Annotated in this window: 18 protein-coding genes; 12 read left to right on the top strand and 6 right to left on the bottom strand. The window is 60.1% G+C overall.

Going from position 1 to position 21,097, the window contains the following annotated elements; genetic code table 11:
- Nucleotides 1–21 precede the first annotated feature (21 nt).
- The 5 genes from BPSY_RS00095 to ilvN all read left to right on the top strand — a co-directional run bounded on the left by BPSY_RS00095 (nt 22) and on the right by ilvN (nt 4,568).
- Nucleotides 22–633 carry a YceD family protein gene (locus BPSY_RS00095; RefSeq protein ID WP_033498072.1) on the top strand — a complete coding sequence of 204 codons (612 nt, stop codon included), beginning with the start codon at nt 22–24 and terminating at the stop codon, nt 631–633.
- Between the two features lie 94 nt (nt 634–727).
- Entirely contained in the window at nt 728–922 is a 195-nt protein-coding gene (gene rpmF, locus BPSY_RS00090) for a 50S ribosomal protein L32 (RefSeq protein ID WP_034886490.1), read from the top strand.
- A gap of 150 nt (nt 923–1,072) precedes the next feature.
- Nucleotides 1,073–1,828, top strand: coding sequence for a ribonuclease III (gene rnc, locus BPSY_RS00085; RefSeq protein WP_051921309.1), 756 nt, complete (start codon nt 1,073–1,075; stop codon nt 1,826–1,828).
- Between the two features lie 234 nt (nt 1,829–2,062).
- Nucleotides 2,063–3,997 (top strand): acetolactate synthase large subunit, encoded by a 1,935-nt coding sequence (locus BPSY_RS00080; protein WP_051921307.1) that lies wholly within the window; start codon nt 2,063–2,065, stop codon nt 3,995–3,997.
- Nucleotides 3,998–4,013: 16 nt separating this feature from the next.
- Complete coding sequence (gene ilvN, locus BPSY_RS00075) at nt 4,014–4,568, top strand: acetolactate synthase small subunit (RefSeq protein ID WP_033498074.1); 555 nt, start codon at nt 4,014–4,016, stop codon at nt 4,566–4,568.
- 96 nt (nt 4,569–4,664) lie between these two features.
- On the opposite strand, the gene BPSY_RS00070 is transcribed toward ilvN, so the two are convergent.
- Together BPSY_RS00070 and BPSY_RS00065 are read right to left on the bottom strand one after the other, a co-directional pair.
- Nucleotides 4,665–6,734, bottom strand: a complete 2,070-nt coding sequence (locus BPSY_RS00070) for an ABC-F family ATP-binding cassette domain-containing protein (protein WP_033498076.1) — start codon at nt 6,732–6,734, stop codon at nt 4,665–4,667.
- Between the two features lie 110 nt (nt 6,735–6,844).
- A complete protein-coding gene (locus BPSY_RS00065) occupies nt 6,845–7,576 on the bottom strand; it encodes a type 1 glutamine amidotransferase (protein WP_033498078.1) in 732 nt (243 codons plus the stop codon).
- A gap of 110 nt (nt 7,577–7,686) precedes the next feature.
- On the opposite strand from BPSY_RS00065, the gene cysS reads away from it, so the two are divergent.
- Nucleotides 7,687–9,285, top strand: a complete 1,599-nt coding sequence (gene cysS / locus BPSY_RS00060; RefSeq protein ID WP_033498081.1) for a cysteine--tRNA ligase — start codon at nt 7,687–7,689, stop codon at nt 9,283–9,285.
- Between the two features lie 123 nt (nt 9,286–9,408).
- Here the strand turns inward: cysS and spxB are convergent, their stop codons facing one another.
- Nucleotides 9,409–11,256 (bottom strand): pyruvate oxidase, encoded by a 1,848-nt coding sequence (spxB, locus tag BPSY_RS00055; RefSeq protein WP_051921305.1) that lies wholly within the window; start codon nt 11,254–11,256, stop codon nt 9,409–9,411.
- Between the two features lie 376 nt (nt 11,257–11,632).
- Here spxB and ffh point away from each other — a divergent pair, with 376 nt between their 5' ends.
- The 6 genes from ffh to trmD all read left to right on the top strand — a co-directional run bounded on the left by ffh (nt 11,633) and on the right by trmD (nt 16,956).
- Nucleotides 11,633–13,252, top strand: coding sequence for a signal recognition particle protein (ffh, locus tag BPSY_RS00050; RefSeq protein ID WP_033498083.1), 1,620 nt, complete (start codon nt 11,633–11,635; stop codon nt 13,250–13,252).
- Nucleotides 13,253–13,302: 50 nt separating this feature from the next.
- On the top strand, nt 13,303–14,322 hold the full coding sequence (locus BPSY_RS00045) for an endonuclease/exonuclease/phosphatase family protein (protein WP_034886487.1): 1,020 nt from the start codon (nt 13,303–13,305) through the stop codon (nt 14,320–14,322).
- A 337-nt stretch (nt 14,323–14,659) separates the two neighbouring features.
- Complete coding sequence (gene rpsP, locus BPSY_RS00040; RefSeq protein WP_033498087.1) at nt 14,660–15,136, top strand: 30S ribosomal protein S16; 477 nt, start codon at nt 14,660–14,662, stop codon at nt 15,134–15,136.
- A gap of 1 nt (nt 15,137) precedes the next feature.
- A complete protein-coding gene (locus BPSY_RS00035; protein WP_033498089.1) occupies nt 15,138–15,371 on the top strand; it encodes an RNA-binding protein in 234 nt (77 codons plus the stop codon).
- A 9-nt stretch (nt 15,372–15,380) separates the two neighbouring features.
- Nucleotides 15,381–15,974 carry a ribosome maturation factor RimM gene (rimM, locus tag BPSY_RS00030; RefSeq protein ID WP_193346410.1) on the top strand — a complete coding sequence of 198 codons (594 nt, stop codon included), beginning with the start codon at nt 15,381–15,383 and terminating at the stop codon, nt 15,972–15,974.
- 139 nt (nt 15,975–16,113) lie between these two features.
- Complete coding sequence (trmD, locus tag BPSY_RS00025) at nt 16,114–16,956, top strand: tRNA (guanosine(37)-N1)-methyltransferase TrmD (protein ID WP_033498114.1); 843 nt, start codon at nt 16,114–16,116, stop codon at nt 16,954–16,956.
- Between the two features lie 49 nt (nt 16,957–17,005).
- Here trmD and BPSY_RS00020 read toward each other — a convergent pair whose 3' ends face one another.
- The 3 genes from BPSY_RS00020 to BPSY_RS00010 form a co-directional block, all read right to left on the bottom strand.
- Complete coding sequence (locus BPSY_RS00020; protein WP_033498116.1) at nt 17,006–17,617, bottom strand: nitroreductase family protein; 612 nt, start codon at nt 17,615–17,617, stop codon at nt 17,006–17,008.
- A 173-nt stretch (nt 17,618–17,790) separates the two neighbouring features.
- Complete coding sequence (gene rsmD, locus BPSY_RS00015; protein ID WP_033498093.1) at nt 17,791–18,429, bottom strand: 16S rRNA (guanine(966)-N(2))-methyltransferase RsmD; 639 nt, start codon at nt 18,427–18,429, stop codon at nt 17,791–17,793.
- Nucleotides 18,430–18,517: 88 nt separating this feature from the next.
- A complete protein-coding gene (locus BPSY_RS00010) occupies nt 18,518–20,881 on the bottom strand; it encodes an ATP-dependent DNA helicase RecG (RefSeq protein ID WP_033498096.1) in 2,364 nt (787 codons plus the stop codon).
- Nucleotides 20,882–21,097 lie beyond the last annotated feature (216 nt).

Below are 21,097 nucleotides of genomic sequence, written 5' to 3'. Positions count from 1 at the left end.
AATCGTTGACTCGGAGGTGTTATGAGTAGAGCAGAAGATTCCAAGTGGGCGGTCGACGTGCTGCGCATATCGGGCAGACCGGGGCAGAGCCTTGAACTTGATGCTGATTTTCCGGCGCCCAGTGGCATCGGGGACCAGATCGTGGGGGTGACCGAGGGGGACGCGACCCATATGAGCGGCAACATCGACTCGATCGTCGATGGGCTGATTCTCAATGCGCGCATCACCGCCCCGGTTCATGCCGAGTGCACCCGCTGCCTCAAACCGTTGAACAATGATTGGCATGTCGATGCCTTGGCGTTCTTCTCATTCGATATGGATGACGGCAATGGGAAGTCCGCCAAAGGCGATGAGGAGATCATCGCCGGGGAGGATGAGTCCGAGGACGTCTACCCCGTGGCCGCCGGTGGATCGATCATAGACGTGGAGGCGATGCTCAGGGACAACCTGGTGGAATCCCTCCCCCTGCAGCCCCTGTGCAAAGAGGATTGCCTCGGATTATGCCCGCAATGCGGCATCAATCTCAACGACAATCCGGAACATGGGCATGAGGTCACCGACATCAGGTGGGCGGCACTCGCCGATTTCAAAGAGCAACTCGACGCCAGACAAGGTGACGGGTCGGCGTCCTGAGCAGCCGATGCGCAGCCGAAAGATGACAATGTACGGATCATGCGCTAGGATACTGAACGCTTAAGCTCAATCATTCGATCGAACAGAGGATATTATGGCACTGCCAAAGTACAAGACCTCGCGCGCCAATACGCATTCGCGTCGCGCGAACTGGAAAACGTCCGCCACGAAGACCGTGACGTGCCCGAATTGTGGAGCGCCCGCGCTGCCACATGTGGCATGCCCGAGCTGCGGATCATTCCGCGGTCGCGTCTACAAGGACGCCATCAAGTCGGTATTCACCAAGTGAATCGACTTGCCTGAACGGCAACCGAAAACCCTGCCATCGACGGGTGGCGGGGTTTTTCATTACGCTCTCCCACCACTATCGACGCAGACGCGTCAGCTTGTTTGAGAGACCTTAGGATCGCACCCACATCAGGCGCAAGGAGACACGGCAATGGCAACCCATGAACATCACGGACAACAGCAGTCCTTGCAGAACGAAGCCGCACAGGAGCTGCTGGACAAACTCGGCAATACGATAAGCCCCGAACTGCTGATCCACGCCCTCACCCACCGTTCCTTCGCCCATGAGCATCCCGGGATGCCGAATAACGAGCGCCTGGAATTCCTGGGCGACGCGGTGCTGGAACTTGTCTCGACGGAAACGCTGTTCACGGTCCACCCCGATCTTCCCGAAGGCGAGCTGGCGAAGATGCGGGCCAAGGCGGTTTCCGAGGAGGCCCTGTCCGCGATTGCACGCGACATCCTGCAATTGGGTCCCTTCATCCTGCTTGGCAATGGCGAAAAGGACAGCGGCGGCGCGGACAAGGACTCCATCCTCTGCGATACCGTCGAATCCTTGATAGGAGCCGTGTTCCTGGAACACGGCATCGAAGGGGCCCGCATAACCGTCCACCGTCTTGTGGACGCCACCCTTGCGGAGGTCGCCACGGAAGGTCCGGCCCTGGATTGGAAGACCTCGCTCACCGTCAAGGCCCATGAGCTCGGCAGAGGAGAGCCACGGTACCGCATGCAGGTCTCCGGTCCAGAATACCAACAGATCTTCACCGCGACCGTGTTCCTCGGCGAGGAGGAGAACAGCCTCGCCGAGGCCCAGGGATCCAGCAAGCGCAAAGCCCAATTGGCGGCCGCCCAACAGGCCTGGCACTCTCTGAGCGAACATGGCCAGGAGCATGGCGAGGCCAGATAGGAAGCCGATCAGGACGCGCAGTAACGCTAAATCGCGTCCCGTCATTTGAAACGCAGCTCTCGGCTGACGTTCTTATGCTTAGACTATGTAGGTACGCACATCAGCATGCCTCCCGTCACAAGCGGATTGGCATCGCATCTCGAACGACCACCTGGTGACCTGCCGATCGTGGTCGGAACGGGACAGCACGTGCATGACACCTATACTCGCAACTTTGCGAAGTGAGAGGAAATCATGGTACTGCCCACACCACTGCAGGCATTCAGCGGAGTTCCAAGAACCCGCGACACATCAGAGAGCCCGATAACCGACGGCGAAAAAATGACGGGCGCGCAGGCGCTGGTCCGCTCGCTGGAAGACCTGGGCGTTCAGGATGTCTTCGGCATACCGGGCGGCCAGATTCTCCCCACCTATGACGCCATCCATGACGACGTGAGATTCCGTTTCATCCTCACCCGTCACGAGCAGGCCGCAGGTCACGCCGCCGAGGGCTATGCCATCTCCACAGGCCGTGTGGGGGTGTGCATCGTCACATCCGGACCGGGTGCGACGAATATGGTCACGCCGATCGCCGATGCGATGATGGATTCGGTACCGATGGTGGTCATCACCGGGCAGGTCGGCGTGGGAGCGATCGGCACCGATGCCTTCCAGGAGGCGGACATAGTCGGCATCACCTACCCCGTGGCCAAGCACTCCTTCCTGGTCACGCGCGCGCAGGACGTGCCTCGTGTGCTCTCCGAGGCCTATTACATCGCGCAGTCCGGTCGACCCGGACCCGTCGTGGTCGATCTGACCAAAACCGCGCAGGTGGAGGACATGTTCTACTCATGGCCCCAGCGCATGATTCTTCCCGGCTATAACCCCACGACGAAGGCACACGGCCATGTGCTCTCCGATGCGGCCCATATGTTCGCGCAGTCATACCGCCCCGTGCTGTACGTCGGCGGAGGCGCGATGCGTTCGCATGCATCAGAACAGGTGAAGCAGCTGGCGGATGTCACCGGTGCTCCCATCGTGACCACACTCCAATCACGGGGCATCGTTCCCGACTCCGATCCCGCGACACTGGGCATGCTGGGTATGCATGGCACCATCGCCGCAACCGCAGCCGTGCAGCGTTCCGACCTGCTGGTCGCCATCGGCGCACGCTTCGATGACCGTGTGACCGGCAAACTGGACGACTTCGCGCCTTCGGCACGTGTGATCCACATTGACATCGACCCGGCCGAAATCGGGAAGAACCGACATGCCGATGTGCCGATCGTCGGCGATGTGGCCGAAGTGCTCGACGATCTGATTCCGGAGATCGAGCGCGTCCAGGCCATTCAGGGCAAACCACGGCTGAAGGCCTGGTGGCAGGTCATCAACGACTGGCGCAAGGACTACCCCGTTGAATACGAGGAGCCCAAGGATGGTTCCTTGGCACCCCAATGGGTGGTTCAGCGCCTTTCCGAAAAAGCGGATCCCAGCACCATATGGGTTGCAGGGGTGGGCCAGCACCAGATGTGGGCAAGCCAGCTCGTCCAGTTCGAGAACCCCCAGTCCTGGATTTCCTCAGGAGGCCTGGGCACGATGGGCTACGGACTTCCTGCGGCCATCGGTGCAAGCGTCGGATCGGCGCGCGAGTTCGACAACCGCAAGCCCGTCTGGCTGATTGACGGCGACGGCAGCTTCCAGATGACCTCCGAGGAACTGGCGACCGCTTTCCTCGACCACACCCCGATCAAAATCGCCATTCTGAACAATTCCGTGTACGGCATGGTACGCCAGTGGCAGACGCTGTTCTATGGAAAGCATTATTCCGCGACGAACCTCAAAGACGGCGAACAGGGTGCGCAGCCTTCGGATGACATCGTGGATATCCCGGATTTCGTCAAGCTCGCAGAAGCATATGGCTGCCTCGGCATCCGGGCCTTCACCAAGGAGGAGGCTCTGGCCGCGATCGATGTCGCGAACGCGACCAACGACAGGCCAGTGCTGATCGACTTCCGGGTATGGAAAGACGCGATGGTCTGGCCGATGGTACCTGCCGGGACTTCGAACGATTCGGTGATGTACAAGCCCGGCGTGGAGCCTCTGCGCGACGCGGGCAAAGCCGAGGCGGACAAGCCCGATGACGCGCAGACCGATGCCGCTGAACGCAACAGCGCCGACGAGAAGAACTAGGAGAGGTGCAAAGCATATGGTGAACTATCCCGCTTCACGTCCAGGATCCGAACGTCACACCCTCTCGGTGCTGGTGGAGAACCGCCCCGGCGTACTGGCCAGAATCTCAGGCCTGTTCGCACGACGGGCCTTCAACATCAATTCTCTTTCGGTCTCTCCTACCGAACGTCCCGACATCTCCCGAGTCACGGTAACGGCCGATGTGGAATCCGTTCCCTTGGAACAGATCATCAAGCAGCTCAACAAACTGCTGCACGTGCTCAAAATCGTCGAGCTCGATCCGGACAGCACGGTTGAACGAGAACTGGTGCTGATCAAGGTCGCGGCGAACGAGCATACACGCTCCGATGTGCTGGAGATCGTCCAGCTCTTCCGCGTCCGTGTGGTCGACGTCCATACCGAGTCGCTGACGATCGAGGCGACCGGCGCCGAAGGCAAGTTGGACGCCCTGCTGGGACTGCTGGAACAATACGGCGTGATCGAACTGGTCAGGTCCGGGGCCGTCGCCGTCACCAGAGGGCCCAAGGCCCTGAGTGAGAAGGTGATCGGCTCAACCGTCACAGGGCGTTGAACCCGGACAGGCCCGCAAGGGCGATATGCGGAGGGGCACGTCAAGGGAGTCTTCCGACTCCTTTGACGTGCCCCTCCGCATATCGCATGTATACGGTCAGGACTCGGCCAACTCGGAGAGCTCCAGCCACTCCTCCTCAAGCCGATCGGACTCCTGCGCCGCTGATTGAAGCTCCTCGTTCAGCGCGTTAAGCCCTTCGAAGTCGGCGGGGTCGTGCTGGGCCATCCGCCCTTCGATATCCTCTCGTGCCTGTGTGAGCTTGGCCAGTTTGCGCTCGATGGCACTCGCCCGCTTGCCGGCCTCGCGCTTGGCATTTCTCTCGGCCTTCGCCTCCTGCTGCCCCTTGGGTGCAGCATCCGCGCCTGTGGCGGCCTGATTCCCGGTATCGCCCTGGGAACCCTCATCGGCCTGCTCCACACCGACGAGTTGCAGATACTCATCCACTCCCCCGGGCAGATGCCGCACCTTGCCGTCAAGCAAGGCATACTGCTGGTCCGTCACGCGCTCAAGCAGATAACGATCGTGGGACACCACGATCAGTGTGCCGGGCCAGGTATCCAGCAGATCCTCCATCACGGCGAGCATATCGGTATCGAGATCATTGCCCGGCTCATCCATGATGAGCACATTCGGCTCATTGAGCAGGATCAGGAGCAGCTGCATCCGCCGCTTCTGCCCACCGGAAAGATCCTGGATACGCGTCATCAACTGGGCCGATGCGAAGCCGAGCCTCTCCATCAGCTGACCAGGGGTCACTTCCTTGCCTTCGACCATGTAACTGCTTTTATACCGGGCGAGCACCTCCTGGATACGGTAGGGACCAAGCTCCTCAAGCTCATCCAGACGCTGGGAGAGCACGGCGAACTTCACCGTTTTGCCGATATTCACCCTACCGACCGTGGGCGTGAGCGTGCCGTCGATGATGCTCAGCAATGTCGACTTACCTGCGCCATTGGCGCCGACGATGCCGAATCTGTCTCCCGGGCCGATAAGCCAGGTCACATCGTCAAGCACCTTGCGGCCACTGATCGTCACACGCCGGGCCGCCGATGTCGCGTCATGCTCGGATGGCTCCGCAGCATCGCCGTTTCCCATGCCGGCGGTGTCGCCAACGGCGTCGTCGGGCAGTCCATTCCCGCCCTCACCAACGCCACTGTCCGACGCGCCCTTCGAATCGGCATCCCTGAGCACCTCGACCGAACCCATCAAAGGTGCCTGCGCATACGGGGACTGCACCAGGTTCTCGGCCTCCTTCGCACGAATATCGTTGAATGCGAAGATCTGCGTCACATCGATCAGATCCACGACCTGCTTCCCAAGGCGGGATGTCGCCATCTGTTTGAGTTCCAGTGCGTTACGCATAGGAGGCACATCAGCGATGAGCTCATTGGCCGCCTTGACGTGGAACTTCTGCTTGGTCGAACGGGCGCGGGCGCCACGCGTCAGCCATGCCAGCTCCTTGCGCACCAGGTTACGGCGTTTCGTCTCCTGCACGTCGCTCTGCCGGTCACGTTCGACGCGTTGCAGCATGTACGCGCTATAGCCGCCCTCGAAGGGGTCTATCACGCCATCGTGGACCTCCCACATGCTTTGGCATACCTCGTCCAGGAACCAGCGGTCGTGGGTCACCAGCAGAAGCGCGCCACTGCCTTTTGACCATCGTGATTTCAGATGCTCGGCCAGCCAGTGGATCGTGACGATATCCAGATGATTGGTGGGCTCATCGAGCGCAAGGATGTCCCAATCGTGCAGCAGCAGACGCGCGAGATCGGCCCTTCTGCGCTGTCCGCCCGAAAGGGACGAGACTCTGGCATCCAGGCTGATGCCCCCGAGCAGAGCTTGGACGATGTCACGCGAAGACGCATCGGCCGCCCATTCATAATCCTCACGGTTCTCCAGGGCAGCCTCGCGCACGGTCATCGCGTCATCGAGGGGATCACGTTGATCGAGCATCCCGAAGGTCAGACCGTGGCGGCGGGTCACCCTTCCGGTGTCAGGCTGCTGGTTATCCGCGAGCAATTGCAGCAGCGTCGATTTGCCACCGCCGTTGCGTCCGACGATGCCAATGCGGTCTCCTTCGAAGACCCCCTGTGTCACATCGGTGAATACGGTCGTGGTGGCGAAGGCCAGGCCCACATGTTCAAGACCCAAATCATATATCGGCATGATTCTCCAATGTAGCCGTATGCTTGCACAGACCGCACGCTTTGCCCCGAGGACGGGCATCCACCGTCAGTATCGGTGCTGCTTCGCCGCGCTCCACAGCATACGAACGCTCAGTGCCGGCCATCCTCAAGATATGCGGCATAGGTGGCGCAGCGGGCGGCGAATCCACTGAACACCGAATCCGCCAAAGGCTGCAATTGGGTGTTGTACTCATTGAAATCATCACGGATCTTCTGGATCTGTGATTTCTTCATGCCTTTGACCATTGTGGGTTCCGCGAGCCATTCCTCCAGCAACGGGGCGCTGACCTCAAGATGGAACTGCATGGCGAGCGCGGAGCCTATGCGGAAAGCCTGGACCTTGGTCTGCTCGGATCGGGCGAGGGGTTCCGCGCCTTCCGGCAATCCGACGACATCATGGTGCCAGTGGAGGACGTTGAGCTGCTTGCTCCACATGGAGAAGTAGTCATGCTGGCTCAGACGCTTGATGGGCGCGAACCCGACTTCGTCAACCGCACCGCTGGTCAGCTTCGCCCCCAGTGCGGTCGCGATGATCTGCTGCCCCAGGCACACCCCGATCACCGGCTTGCCCACACTGATCGCGGCACGTGCCAGCTTGGCTTCCTTCTTCAGACCGGGATAGTTCTCGTAATCCGTGGCCCCCATCGGCCCGCCCATGATGACCAGCCCGGCGATCTCGGAGAATTCGGGAAGGTCTGGCTTCGCCTGCCCGGTGATATTCATAGTCATCGTCTGCAGACCAACGTCATCCAAGCACTCCAGAATCCGGCCGGGTTTCTCCCAGTCAGCATGCTGGAGGATAAGCACCTGAGGTTTTGCCATGCTTCTATTGTTGCATCATTGTGATGCGGCGACTGTAAATCACGCATAGAGATGACCTTCGGGCGACTTTGGGCATTGCCCTTGTCGCTCATCGTGCATATTCTCAACATATGACCACAAGCCAGAAATCGCATGATTCCAGCACCTCAGCGGCTTCAACACTCCGCCTGTACGACACAGCCAGCCATAAGGTCGGGCCTTTCGCCCCGATCAGGGACGGCGAGGTGAGCATCTATGTGTGCGGCGCGACGGTGCAGAGCTCGCCGCATGTGGGCCATATCCGTGCCGCCGTGGCTTTTGATGTGGTGCGCCGCTGGCTGACAAGACTTGGATACAAGGTCACCTTCGTGAGGAATGTGACCGACATCGACGACAAGATCATTGCCAAGGCCGCGGCCGCCGGGCAGCAATGGTGGGAGCGTGCGTATAAGTACGAGCGCGAATTCACCCGCGCCTATGATGCGCTCGGCGTATTGCCACCCACCTATGAGCCCCGTGCCACAGGTCATATCCTCGACATGATCGACCTGATCCAACGCATCATCGATAACGGCCACGCCTATGTGCTGCCTGACAAAGAGGGCAATCCCTCGGGCAATGTCTATTTTGATGTGGCCTCCTGGCCCGAGTACGGAGCCTTGACGCATCAGGAGTCCGGCACGATCGCCGCCGACGACAGCGCAGCAGTCGCCGACCGCATGGGGCCGAGCATCGATGAGGCCGGTGATGACAAATACAATCCGACCGACGCCGCCGACCGTTCCGACCAGAAACACGATCCCCGTGATTTCGCCTTGTGGAAGGCGCCGAAGAACAACGACCCGGAAACCGCACGTTGGCAGACGCCTTTCGGTGTGGGCAGGCCCGGATGGCATATCGAATGCTCCGCCATGAGCCATCGCTATCTTGGCGACAGCTTCGATATTCATGGCGGCGGTCTCGACCTGCGTTTCCCTCATCACGAGAACGAGATGGCGCAATCTCACGCGGCCGGATGGGGCTTTGCCAAGCACTGGATGCACTCAGCCTGGGTCACCCAGAAGGGCGAGAAGATGAGCAAATCGCTCGGCAACGGCCTTGCGGTCACGACGGTGCTCAGCGAGCAGCCCGCCTGGGTCGTGCGCTACGCGCTTGCCTCGGTGCAATACCGTTCGATGCTTGAGTGGGGGGACCAGACGCTTCAGGAGGCGTCCAGCGCCTATGAACGTATCGGTAATTTTGTGGAGAGGGCCGGAGCCGCGCTCGGCAGCCAACCGGAGCGTGCCGAGGTCGAGGCGATGAGCGCGGAGGCGCTGCCCGAGGATTTCGTCAGCGCGATGAACGAGGACATCAATGTCGCCGGAGCATTGGCGACGATTTTCGCGTCAATCCGTAGCGGCAACACCCTGTTGTCACAGCTTGACGACAAGCTCGATGATGAATCCCAGCTTGAGACACTTCGCCGGTCGCTGCTGCAGATCCGTGCCATGCTTGACGTATTCGGGCTTGATCCGCTCTCCGAGCAGTGGGCCAACGGCTCCTCCACCGGGCAGAATGATTCCCAGCAGAACGTTTTGGATGCGTTGATCCGCGAGCAGCTCGACGCGCGGGCGAAGGCACGTGCTGACCACGATTTCGCCAAGGCGGATGCCATCCGCGACGCCCTGAGTTCGGCTGGTGTGCTTATCGAGGACACCCCGAAGGGCTCGTCATGGAGCCTGAAACAGTAAGGGCGACCGTCCGGCCGTAAACCAAGCTCACCGTGCCTGCGGTGATTTGAAAGGGTGTTGCTCTTCGCATGCCTTCACATCACCGCAGTGCCCGCCATCCTGCCGGAAGCGGTGTCGCTCGGCTCAGAAGCCGCCCTGCTCGATGCGTGCAACGGTGGATTCAAGACCCTCCTCGCACAGGTAGTGGCTCAGCGGCTCCAGATCCTCCGCCTCGTAGCGCCTGCGGAAATCGGCGATCTGTTCCGGAGTGCTGACGCGCGGGTCGAGTTCCAGCATCTCTGCCGGCAAGGGACGGTCTCCGCTGATCTTCGCATCGATCAGCACGGTCCTCCCCTGTGCCACATCCTTCATCGCCTGGTCGAAGACATCCTTCACTTCCGCAATCGTCCTAATCGTGTACCCCACGGCACCCATCGACTCGGCGAGCTTCGCATAGTCGATGTCCATGAACTGCACGCCGATGAAGCCGAGATTGGTGTCCTCCTGCTCATCCTTGATGAAGCCATACTGCTTGTTGGCGAAAACGACATTGATGATCGGCAGATGATATTGCACTTCGGTCGCAAGATCCTGCATCACCATATTGAAACCGCCATCGCCCGCCAGATTCCATACCTGACGATCCGGGAAATCGACTTTGGCGGTCAAGGCGCCGGGGATACCGATGCCCATGGTCGCGAAGAGCGATGAGGTCCGCCACATCTGCTTCGGGTTCATATGCAGATGCCTGATCGAGGTCTGCGTCACATCACCGACGTCGACGGAGAATATGGCATCCTCTTCGGCATGCTCGTTGATCGCATCATAGATCTGGTACAGCTGCAGCTCACCGTCACGCTTCTTCTCCAGCTTGTGGACGTATGCGTTCCAGTTGGCCACGTTGGCGAGATTCGCCCTCCACCAGCCGGACTCCTCCCGTTCATCCACATCCTCGTAGATGGCCCGAAGAGCATCCCCGGCATCTCCCAGAATCGCGACGTCGGCATTGTGCCGCTTGCCGAGTTTCGCCGGGTCGATATCGATCTGAATGAATTTGCGTACATTCTTGAAGAGATTGGAGACCTCCGCGAAAGGATAGTTGCTGCCGACGAAGAGCACCGTATCCGCCTCGGGGAACACCTCGACCGATGGCTTCGTCGATACGCGGTTCGGGCTGCCGAGCAATGCTTCGAAGTCCGACGGGAAGTTGTCGAAGCTGATGCCCGTGTTCGCCAGGGGGGCCTTGATCTTGCGGCAGAGATCCATCACGATCTGGTGTTCGCCGCGCGTGCCCACGCCTGCGAACACGAGTGGGCGTTCCGCCGCGTTGAGCACTTCGACGGCCGCTGCGATGTCAACGGTGTTGAGCACCGGCTTCGGATACCGTCTGAAGGAGTGCGCCGCGGAATACCACGCATCGGCGGGAATATCCTCCCAGCCGAGGTTCACCGGGATCTGCACCACGGCCACGCCGTTCTTCGAGTATGCCTGACGGATGGCCTCGTCGATGACGTGCGGCATCTGAGCCGCGGTGGAGACCTGTCGGTTGTATACGGCGACATCCGCGTAGATGGGGTTCTGGTTCATCTCCTGGAAGGTGTCCATGTTGAGCCCTGCGGTTCCGAACTGGCCGATCAAAGCCAGAACGGGGACGTGCTCCTCGCGGGCGTCATACAGGCCATTGAGCGTATGGGTGCCTCCGGGACCTGCCGATCCGAAGCACACGCCGATGTGCCCGGTGTATTTCGCGTGCATCGAGGCAGCCATCGCACCGACCTCTTCATGCCTTACCTGGATGTAGTCGATATGCTCGCGTTCAACGTACAAGGCGTCCATCAGCGAGTTGATCGACCCACCGGGAATGCCATAGAGGTGCTTGACCCCCCATGATTCCAGAACCTTGACGGTCGCCACGCCCGCCTTGATGGTTCCTTCCTTGTGCTGATTCGCCGTCTTGCTGTCGAATCCAAACTGAATGACGTTCTTGGCCATGATCGCTCCTTTGCGTCGATTGCGCCCACCTGGTATGCGGACCCCCGTTGTCATGCGGCTCATTCTCTGCGAGCAATTCCACCGAAGCAATTCCTCGACACCACCACGCGTCGGCTCGACCGCAAAGCCTCCAATGCCACATCCCTCTGGCATCACCACACTGTCTGCCACCGCGTTCCGAATGCATCACCGCACCGTTAGTGACACACTAACATCCCAAGGATGGCAACAATCCGAGCTTGCATATGAGCTTCATCACATCGTCGACCGCCAGGTGGCGGAAGCGTCACCAGAGATGGCGGGAAGAGCGGCACTTCCCAGACCTTCACGCTTGTGCGGCGCAATTGCCCACCTGAGACGTTAGACTTGTACCACTATGGCTGCTTTCACTTCTTTGACCGATAGACTATCCGGAGCTTTCAAGCATCTGCGCTCGAAGGGCAAACTCACACCAGCGGATATCGATGCCACGATTCGCGAGATTCGTCGTGCGCTGCTGGATGCCGATGTGGCGCTTGATGTGGTGCGATCCTTCACGGGCGAGGTTCGTGAACGCGCCCTTGGCGAGGAGGTCTCCAAGGCGCTGAACCCGGCGCAGCAGATTGTCAGCATCGTCAACGAGGAGTTGACCAAGGTCCTTGGCGCCGGGGTCGATCGTCCTCTGAACTTTGCAAAGAAACCACCGACGATCATCATGCTCGCCGGACTTCAAGGCGCAGGCAAGACCACTCTTGCCGGCAAACTCGGGTATTGGCTCAAGGACACCGGCCACACGCCGCTGCTGGTCGCAGCCGACCTGCAACGACCGAACGCGGTCACACAGCTTCAGGTGGTTGGCGAACGCGCGGGCGTGCCGGTATACGCCCCTGAACCCGGCGTGCAGTCAGGGTCCTCCGATGTGGTCTCCCCCGGGCAATCCACAGGCGACCCTGTGAAGGTCGCCCGCGAGTCGCTTCGCGTGGCACAGGAGAAGCTGTATGACACGGTCATCATCGACACCGCCGGACGCCTGGGCGTCGACCAGGAGCTGATGACCCAGGCACGCAACATCCGTGATGCCGTGCAGCCCAACGAGATACTGTTCGTAATCGACGCGATGATCGGGCAGGATGCCGTGCAGACGGCCAAAGCCTTCGATGAGGGCGTCGATTTCACCGGCGTGGTGCTTTCCAAACTCGATGGCGATGCACGCGGCGGCGCAGCGCTTTCGGTGGCCAGCGTAACGGGCAAACCCATTCTCTTCGCCTCGACCGGCGAAGGTCTGAAGGACTTCGAGGTTTTCCACCCCGACCGCATGGCTTCCCGCATCCTTGATATGGGTGACATCCTCACCCTGATCGAGCAGGCGCAGAAGCAGTTCGATGAGGATGAGGCCCGTCAGGCAGCCGAGAAGCTGTCCGAAGGCAGTTTCGGTCTTGATGACTTCATGGCGCAACTCCAGCAGGTGCGCAAGCTCGGCTCGATGAAGAGTCTGCTGGGAATGATCCCCGGCATGGCACAGCACCGCAAGGAGCTGGAGCAATTCGATGAGAAGGAGATCGACCGCACCGAGGCCATCATCAACTCGATGACGCCTCAGGAACGTCATGAGCCCAAGATCATCAACGGTTCCCGCCGCGCGCGCATCGCCTATGGCGCCGGAACGACCGTTTCCGCGGTCAACGGACTGCTGCAGCGCTTCGAGCAGGCTTCCAAGATGATGCGCCGTATGAGCAACGGCTCCCGCAGCATGCCCGGAATGCCGGGGATGCCTGGCATGGGCGGCGCCCCTGGCGGCAAAGGCAAAGGCGGCAAGAAGTCGAAGAAGCGTAATTCCAAATCCGGCAATCCGATGAAACGTGAGGCCGAGGAGAGGGCATTGCGCGAGCGTCTGAGCGGCACGGGAACGAAGTCCTCGTCGGGATCCGCGTTCAGCAAGAAGCCGCAGGCACCCGAGGGCATGCCCGATCTGCCGCCAAATCTCGGTGGAGGTCTGGGCGGGCTGCTCGGTCACTGAGGCTGCCGCTTATGCTGCTATGGATGTGCTGTGCCCTGATCGGCTTGTGGATGACTTTGCGCGACATACCCGGACGTTACGATGCCCGGCGTCCATTACCTGAGTTGATCGCCCTGATTCCCCTGCTGTGGATTCCCACGACAGTGGTGCTGATCGTAGCGGTATCGACTGCGGCATGGCCGCAAAGCATCGTTGCCGCAGCGCTGTTGTGTGCACAACTGCTGTGGCACAGCGCCATGTATGTCAAGCTGCCGAAAGCGCTGCTCAGGATCTATGGCCTGCCCGACCATCTCGAAAGCCCTGGGATCGCCACCGTCCCGCCGCAGTCGTCTTCCGCTGCCGTCCCCGATGACGGGGCCGGAATCGAGGAACAACGCCCGACGCTCAAGCTGATGACGCTTAACTGCCGTTTCGGACGGGCAGATGCGCAGTCGATTGTGCAGCTGGTACGAAATGAAGGCATCGACGTGCTCGCCTTGCAGGAGGTGACTCCCCATCTTCTGCACTCCTTGGAATCATGTGGGATCAGGGCCGAACTGCCCTTCACTGTCACCGGCGAGGCGCAGGCTGACGACAACGGGGGCAGCAATGCGCTGATGCTCCGTTCCAAACCAAGCGCAAGCAGCGGATCCGCAATCGACATCCCCGCCGCGGCGACACCCACGGCGACGCTGACCATCGGTGGCAGACAACTGCGTTTCGCCTCCACACATCCCAAATCACCGGGTAGAGGCGGCCTGTTCTGGCACCGGGGCATCGAATCCTTGGGCGCGCTGGATTCGGCGGCCGGCCTCCCGAAGATGGAAACGGTGATACTCGGCGATCTGAATTCAAGTCTCTACCACCCGGTGTTCAGAACACTGCTGCGTACCTCGGCCTTCGTGGACGCTTCGTACCAACTGCATAGCGGCTACCACCGCACATTCCCCTCTTCATGGAGATATGTACCGCCGCTGATCGAAATAGACCATGTGCTCATCACCCCGGGGCTGAGACCTGTCTCCCTCAGCACTTCGGCGATTCCCGGCAGCGATCACCGTGCGGTCATCGCCTCCATACGACTCCTCTAGATCCTTGACGGCCATCCATCGTCTGAGTCCATACCCGTGACACGCCGAGACCGCAGAGGCTTTCGGGGTGTTTTGGCATGTTGCGCTGGCGTGCTTCACACAGTAACAGGACTGGCCAAGCTGACCGCGAAAAGCCCTCCGGCCACCCTTCACGGGATGCCGCCGAAAATTCCATAACACAGAGGTCGCCGCGTGTAGAGACATGTGCCTATAATTGACCATTGTTATTCATGCGGACGGCGCCCTCTAACCCCGCACGCATGAGGACACGCCGAACGGATGCCTGTGCCCCACACATGCGTCACGCGAAGCACCCAAGTTAACAAGGAGAGCCATTTTGGCAACCAAGATTCGTCTGAAGCGCCTGGGCAAGAAGTTCTATGCCTATTACCGCATCGTGATCGTTGATTCACGCAAGAAGCGTGACGGCAAGGTCATCGAGGAAATCGGCACATACGATCCCAACAAGCAGCCCTCGCTTATCCAGATTGATTCCGAGCGGGCACAGTACTGGCTCGGCGTTGGCGCACAGCCAAGCGATGCCGTGTTCAACATGCTCAAGATCACCGGTGACTGGCAGAAGTTCAAGGGCCTTCCCGGTGCAGAAGGCACACTGAAGACCCCTGAGACAGGTGCGAATGCGGAAACCCGCATCGAGCTTGCCGAGAAGGAGGCCCAGAAGCTGAAGGCCGCAAAGTCCGAAGCCGATGCCAAGGCCAAGGCCAAGGCCGAAGCTGAAGCCGCCAAGGCCGCCGCCGAGGCTCCTGCAGAGGAAGCCACCGAGGCAGCGCCTGCGGAAGAAAAGGCCGAGTAACATGCTGGCGCAGGCAGTCGCACACCTCATCAAGAACATCGTTGATTTTCCCGATGACGTATCCGTGAAGTCCAATGAGAACGCGCGTGGCGAATTGCTTCGCGTGCGCGTGAACCCGGAGGACATCGGTCGCGTGATCGGTCGAAGCGGACGCACCGCCAATGCGATTCGCACCGTGGTTCAGGCTCTTGCCGACCATAAGGTGCGCGTTGACATCATGGACGTCCGTAGGTGAATGGCTGACGTGAGCGAGCAATATCGTAGTGACGACCCTCAGCAGCGCGAGCTGCTGAGGGTCTGTCGTATCGGCAGGGCGCAGGGGCTCAAGGGCGAGGTCAACGTGATGTCCTTCACCGACGAACCCGAACGCCGCTTTGCACCTGATTCCACTCTGGTCACCAAGGATGGGCGAATCTTCACCGTGCTGCGTTCGCGCAGCTTCAAGCTTCGCTGGATCGTACTCTTCGACGGTATCTCCGACCGCACTGCGGCCGAATCATTGAACGGCACCGAACTCTTCTGCGAGGCCGATAGCGCGGAAACGATGGCCGAGGACGACGCATGGTATCCAGCCGATCTCATCGGACTGGAGGCACGACTCGTCGCAGACAATGCCCTTGGCCTGCCCGAGGGAAGCAGCGTGGGGAACGTCAGCGACGTGCTCGAAGGCGCTGCGCAATCGATCCTTGAGATCACATCGCGATCCGACGAGGGTGAAGCGGTGAAAAGCCTGGTCCCCTTCGTCGACGAGATCGTACCGGAGATCTACCTGGATGAGGGCTATCTCACCTTGGACCCTCCGGGTGGGCTCCTTCCGGATCCCCCATCACACAGCTGACCCAATAATCGAGCTTCCCGTGCGTCCTGGCTGTTGATCGCCCCACACGGCACACGACACGCCGTGGAAGTACTACCTCGTGTGCGACATCGCACGGTTTCGACAGAGAAACGGTGCGGCACCGGATATGGTGAATCCTATGCGTATCGACATCGTCTCCGTATTCCCCGAATATTTTCGTACCCTTGATCTCAGCCTGCTCGGCAAAGCGCAGGAGCATGGCCTGCTGCAGGTCACGGCGCACGATCTGCGGGATTGGACGCATGACATCCATCATTCCGTCGATGACACTCCTGTGGGGGGCGGCGCCGGCATGGTGATGAAGCCTGAGGTATGGGCTGAGTGCCTCGACGAGCTCCTGGGCATGGATGAGGTGCCGGACACGGTGGAGGACGGGCAATCATCCCCCGCCGTGCTGATCTTGCCGAATCCTTCTGCGCCGCTCTTCACTCAGCGCGATGCGACCGAGCTCTCACATGAGGAACATCTGATTTTCGGGTGCGGGCGATACGAGGGCTACGATGCACGACTGCCCGAGTATTACCGTGGCAGGCAGGTCGATGTCCGTGAGTATTCGATAGGTGATTATGTGCTCAATGGCGGCGAGGTCGCCGTATGCGTCATGCTTGAGGCGATCACCCGGCTCCTGCCCGGTTTCATGGGCAACCCCGACTCCATCGTCGAAGAATCCTACACCGGTGCCCAGTCACTCCTGGAGCACCGCCAATACACCAAACCCGCGGTGTGGCGTGGGCACGAGGCCCCGCCCGTCCTCTTAAGCGGCGATCACGCCAAAGTGGACCGATTCCGCAGGGATGACGCCCTGGCACGCACCAGCGAAATCCGACCCGATCTCATCGAAGCGCTGGACTGTGCCGATCTGGACAAAGCCGACCGCAAAACCCTCATATCCCTTGGCTGGGAAGTCAGCGGCAGTCACCCGAGACGGATGGCACAGAAGAATACGGAACAGTGTGCGTAGCGTTCGAACGACATCGAAGCAACCACACACACTGTTCATATACGGGTGATCAGAGACCGATAACCTTGACTCGCTCGTCGATGGGCTGCTTCTCCTTGGCCTGCGCGCGCGTGGAGACACCGCCGAATGGCATCTGGGCGAGCAGTCTCCAGGTATCCGGAATGTCGAACTCGTCGGCAACCGCGAGGTCGATCAGAGGGTTGTAATGCTGCAGGCTGCCACCGAGGCCGGCCTCGCTGAGCGCCGTCCACACCGAAAGCTGCAACATGCCGTTGGCCTGCTGCGCCCAGGTCGGGAAGTTCTCTGCATAGGCGGCGAACTTCTCCGCGAAACCATTCGTCACTTCGGAGTTGTCGAAGAAGAGCACGGTTCCCTGGCCAGCCGCGAAGGCAGCCATCTTCTGCTCGGTGGACTCAAAGGGCTGATCCTCGGGAACGACACCGCGGAGGGCCTTGAGCGTGATGTCCCACAGCTTCTTGCTGGCATCGCCGAACAGCACCACGACGCGCTGCGACTGCCCGTTGAACGAGCTGGGGACCTGCAGTGTAACGTCCTTGATCAGGTCAACGACCTCTTGATTGCTCAGATCCGATGTCTCGGTCAGGGCATACTCGGAATGTCTGGTGCTCAGTGCCTCGACAACGCTGCTTTCAACTGCCATGTGAATCTCCTTGTGATAGACGTTCACCACGTCTTATACGTATTTACATGTCTAAGATTAGGGTTGTTTCTGACCTTTCAGCTGACAAAGAAGGGAGTGTCCGGATTACCGTTTTCACTAACATTTTGTCAGTCTCAGCGTTATCATGTACTGCATCCCTCCGGCCTTCCGACTCATGCCCCAAGCGCGCCTGATTGCTCATCGAGGTCACCTTCGACGTAATACACGGCGGTCTCGCCGTACTGTTTGACCTGACGCAATCCCCAACCCTCAGGAACCAGCGGTTCTGGCGACCGGGTGGAGCGTTCGACCACAAGCACACCATCATCCCGGATGAGCCCACCCTGAATGAGTGAGGAGATCACCTCCCGCACATCGTCGTCACCCAAGGCGTACGGCGGATCCATGAAGACCACGTCAAAGCCCGGTCGACGAGCATCCTCCACGGTCTGGGCATCGGATGACTGAGCTTCGGAGCGAAGAAAGCGTTCGACCGGGTTGCGCACCACCCGCGCCGAATCGCTCAGCATCCAGGCAGGATGGCGTTTCAGCGTTTTCAACGATGAGGCGATCAGCGCCGCGGCACGTGCGGATGATTCGACCGCCACCAATTCATGCGCACCACGGGACAGGGCCTCGATGCCCAAGGCACCGGTCCCCGCGTACAGGTCAAGGACCCTCGCATCCTCGATCTCACCATATGATTCGAGATGGGAGAAAATACCCTCCTTGGCCCGATCCGTTGTCGGACGGGTTCCCGTCCTTGGGGTCGTCAGTTGAAATCCTTTGAATCTTCCCGAAACAATACGCATATTCCCATTATCCGACGCATCGGGCCGAAGCGCACCCGCTGCGTCGTCAGCATGCCTGCGCAGGCGGACGAACGGCCGGGCCGAACACTCAGGTGGTGGCCAGGAAGGATTCGTTGCCTCGGATGAAATCCAACACCGCCCCGGCAAGAACGGTTTCACCAGAGAGCTCAGGATCTTTGGAAAGCAGCTCGGAAGCCTGTTCCCGGGCGTGGACCACAACATCCGCATCCTTCACCACACGCAGCAGCTTCAACGATGAGCGGCCTCCCGATTGCGCATCACCAAGCACATCGCCTGCACCGCGCAACTCCAGATCGGCCTGGGCGATTTCGGTGCCGTCACTCGAATGTTCGATGATCGCCAAGCGTTGCGCCGCAATCGAGTCCGCCTCCGCACGGGATATGAAGAACGCCCAGCTCCTGGTGCCTCCACGCCCCACACGTCCTCGCAGCTGATGCAGCTGAGAAAGCCCGAAACGATCTGCGTCGAATACCACGATGCAGCTGGCCTGAGGCACATCCACACCGACTTCGATAACCGTGGTCGCCACCAGAACGGGACTCTCCCCTGTGGCGAAATCGTGCATCACCCGCTGTTTCGTCTCATCATCGTCCCGACCACTAAGTGTGGCGATCCGTATGCCTTCCAACTGTGGCAGAGCCTGCAGACGACGTTCGATCTCCTCAACGGAATGGAGGGGAAGAACGGCACTCCCCTCTTCCGATTCATCGGGGGACATCAGGTTCCCGCCTTCCGGATCCTCCTCGGCATCACTGCTCTCATCGATACGCGGACATACGATATAGGCCCGCTCCCCGGCATCCACGCGCTGACGGATGTGGATGAACATCCGGCTCATCGTGCCCCCGTCGGCCTCCTGCACGACTATGGTACGAATCGGTTTGCGCCCGCCTGGGAGTTCGCGGAGTTCCGAAATATCCAGATCGCCGAACCATGTCAGTGCCGCGGTGCGGGGTATCGGCGTCGCGGTCATAATCAAGAGATGCGGCGCTACCTCGTTCTTCCGTCGCAGAGCCTCACGTTGTTCCACACCGAAGCGATGCTGTTCGTCTATGACCACCAAAGCGAGATTCGGGGCTTGGAAGGTCGTCGAGAATGCGGCATGCGTGGCGATCACCATGCATGGTTCACCACTGGCCGCCAAGGCCAGAACTTTCCGCCGCTGCGCGAGTCGCATGCCACCGGTGAGCAGCACCACAGGAATATCGTGCTTCGCCTCATCTCCGGACTCGGCAGACTTGGCCGCGGACAATTTCCGGACCATCTCGGATATCGTCTGGTAATGCTGCTCGGCAAGCACCTGGGTCGGCGCGACCAGCACGGCCTGATTGCCTGCATCCACAGCCTGCAGCATCGCCGCGACGCATACGACCGTTTTCCCTGAACCGACCTCGCCCTGGAGCAAACGCTGCATCGGATAGGGCTTCGCCATATCCTCCTGTATGGCATCCACCACATCACGTTGCCCGCCGGTCAGATCGAATGGCAGCGAGGCGATGAAATCAGCGGGAAGCCGATGCGTCTCATCCACGGGACACGGATACCCCGGCGTGGCACGGACCCCTTCCCGCGAACGAAGCAGCGCGGTCTGCGAGATGAATGCCTCTTCATATCTCAGACTTGTTATCGCATGCGCAAATTCCTTCGTGTCAGCAGGCTCATGCATCGCGACAATCGCCTCCGCACGGTGCATGGCCCCATTCGACACTCTGATATCTTCGGGGACTATATCGGGTATCGCCCGGCTGAGATCATTCGCCGAGACCCGGCTCACGTCCGCACGCTCCTCCTCCCCTGAGGCAGAGGCACCAGGTACAGGTGATGACGAAGCCGTTTCCGCTTCACCAGAGCCCGCCAGAGCCTGCAGCATCATCACAATCGACTCATGGATATGCTCGGAGGAGATACGCGAATTCGCGTGATACACAGGTCTGGGCCTGGATACTCTGGCGAGACCTTCCTCCTGCGAAGCCACATCCTTGCCGATGACCAGGGTCTCCGGATGCGTGAACTGCAAACGGTCATTGAAAAAGCTCGACTCCCCCTGCACGACCAAACGACTCCCCTGCGCCAGCCGAGAACTGAGCCAATCCACATAATGTTTCTTGTAACTGAAAAAGACCAGATTCGCCGACGACGGTCGGGCCGAATGCTCAAGTGCGAATTCGGTATCGTCGATAAGGGCCTCAAGCCTGTAGCCTCGTCGGGCGGCCAGAGGTCTGACTCTGAGTTCCCGTACAACACCGGCGAAGGCTGCGGCACTGCCCACTGAAATGCTCCTGAGCGGAAGCATCGGAACCGGATCCGTCACTCGGAAAGGGTAGTAGGTGATGGCATCCAACACGGTCAGCACACCCAGTGATTTGAGTGCCCCCACACGACGGCGGTTGGTCATCAACGACGAAACCGTAGTGTCCAAGGAAATACTCATGCCATCCATTGTCGCCACCCAACTCGACACAGACCCGGGCAGCCAGCACCAGCCAATCACACCGGTCAAATCACACTGCTCAAATCACACTGCTCAAATCACACTGGCCAAATCACACTGCTCAGATCACACCGGTCAACAGTGTATGGAGGAGCTGGCCCTTCCCTTCTTGTTCAACTGAGGATGTTCGCGGTGGTTTCGGCTCGGTGGGACAAA

This window comes from Bifidobacterium psychraerophilum (assembly GCF_000741705.1).
GTDB classification, from domain to species: Bacteria; Actinomycetota; Actinomycetes; order Actinomycetales; family Bifidobacteriaceae; genus Bombiscardovia; species Bombiscardovia psychraerophila.
The sequence above is the reverse complement of the archived record's forward strand: the minus strand, read 5'-3'. Positions and strand labels throughout refer to the sequence as shown.

What these genes read in the sequence shown, in the direction of transcription:
- BPSY_RS00095 (WP_033498072.1), top strand. Translation starts at nt 22, where the DNA reads ATGAGTAGAGCAGAAGATTCCAAGTGGGCGGTCGACGTGCTGCGCATA.
- rpmF (WP_034886490.1), top strand. Translation starts at nt 728, where the DNA reads ATGGCACTGCCAAAGTACAAGACCTCGCGCGCCAATACGCATTCGCGT.
- rnc (WP_051921309.1), top strand. Translation starts at nt 1,073, where the DNA reads ATGGCAACCCATGAACATCACGGACAACAGCAGTCCTTGCAGAACGAA.
- BPSY_RS00080 (WP_051921307.1), top strand. Translation starts at nt 2,063, where the DNA reads ATGGTACTGCCCACACCACTGCAGGCATTCAGCGGAGTTCCAAGAACC.
- ilvN (WP_033498074.1), top strand. Translation starts at nt 4,014, where the DNA reads ATGGTGAACTATCCCGCTTCACGTCCAGGATCCGAACGTCACACCCTC.
- BPSY_RS00070 (WP_033498076.1), bottom strand. Translation starts at nt 6,734, where the DNA reads ATGCCGATATATGATTTGGGTCTTGAACATGTGGGCCTGGCCTTCGCC.
- BPSY_RS00065 (WP_033498078.1), bottom strand. Translation starts at nt 7,576, where the DNA reads ATGGCAAAACCTCAGGTGCTTATCCTCCAGCATGCTGACTGGGAGAAA.
- cysS (WP_033498081.1), top strand. Translation starts at nt 7,687, where the DNA reads ATGACCACAAGCCAGAAATCGCATGATTCCAGCACCTCAGCGGCTTCA.
- spxB (WP_051921305.1), bottom strand. Translation starts at nt 11,256, where the DNA reads ATGGCCAAGAACGTCATTCAGTTTGGATTCGACAGCAAGACGGCGAAT.
- ffh (WP_033498083.1), top strand. Translation starts at nt 11,633, where the DNA reads ATGGCTGCTTTCACTTCTTTGACCGATAGACTATCCGGAGCTTTCAAG.
- BPSY_RS00045 (WP_034886487.1), top strand. Translation starts at nt 13,303, where the DNA reads ATGACTTTGCGCGACATACCCGGACGTTACGATGCCCGGCGTCCATTA.
- BPSY_RS00035 (WP_033498089.1), top strand. Translation starts at nt 15,138, where the DNA reads ATGCTGGCGCAGGCAGTCGCACACCTCATCAAGAACATCGTTGATTTT.
- trmD (WP_033498114.1), top strand. Translation starts at nt 16,114, where the DNA reads ATGCGTATCGACATCGTCTCCGTATTCCCCGAATATTTTCGTACCCTT.
- BPSY_RS00020 (WP_033498116.1), bottom strand. Translation starts at nt 17,617, where the DNA reads ATGGCAGTTGAAAGCAGCGTTGTCGAGGCACTGAGCACCAGACATTCC.
- rsmD (WP_033498093.1), bottom strand. Translation starts at nt 18,429, where the DNA reads ATGCGTATTGTTTCGGGAAGATTCAAAGGATTTCAACTGACGACCCCA.
- BPSY_RS00010 (WP_033498096.1), bottom strand. Translation starts at nt 20,881, where the DNA reads ATGAGTATTTCCTTGGACACTACGGTTTCGTCGTTGATGACCAACCGC.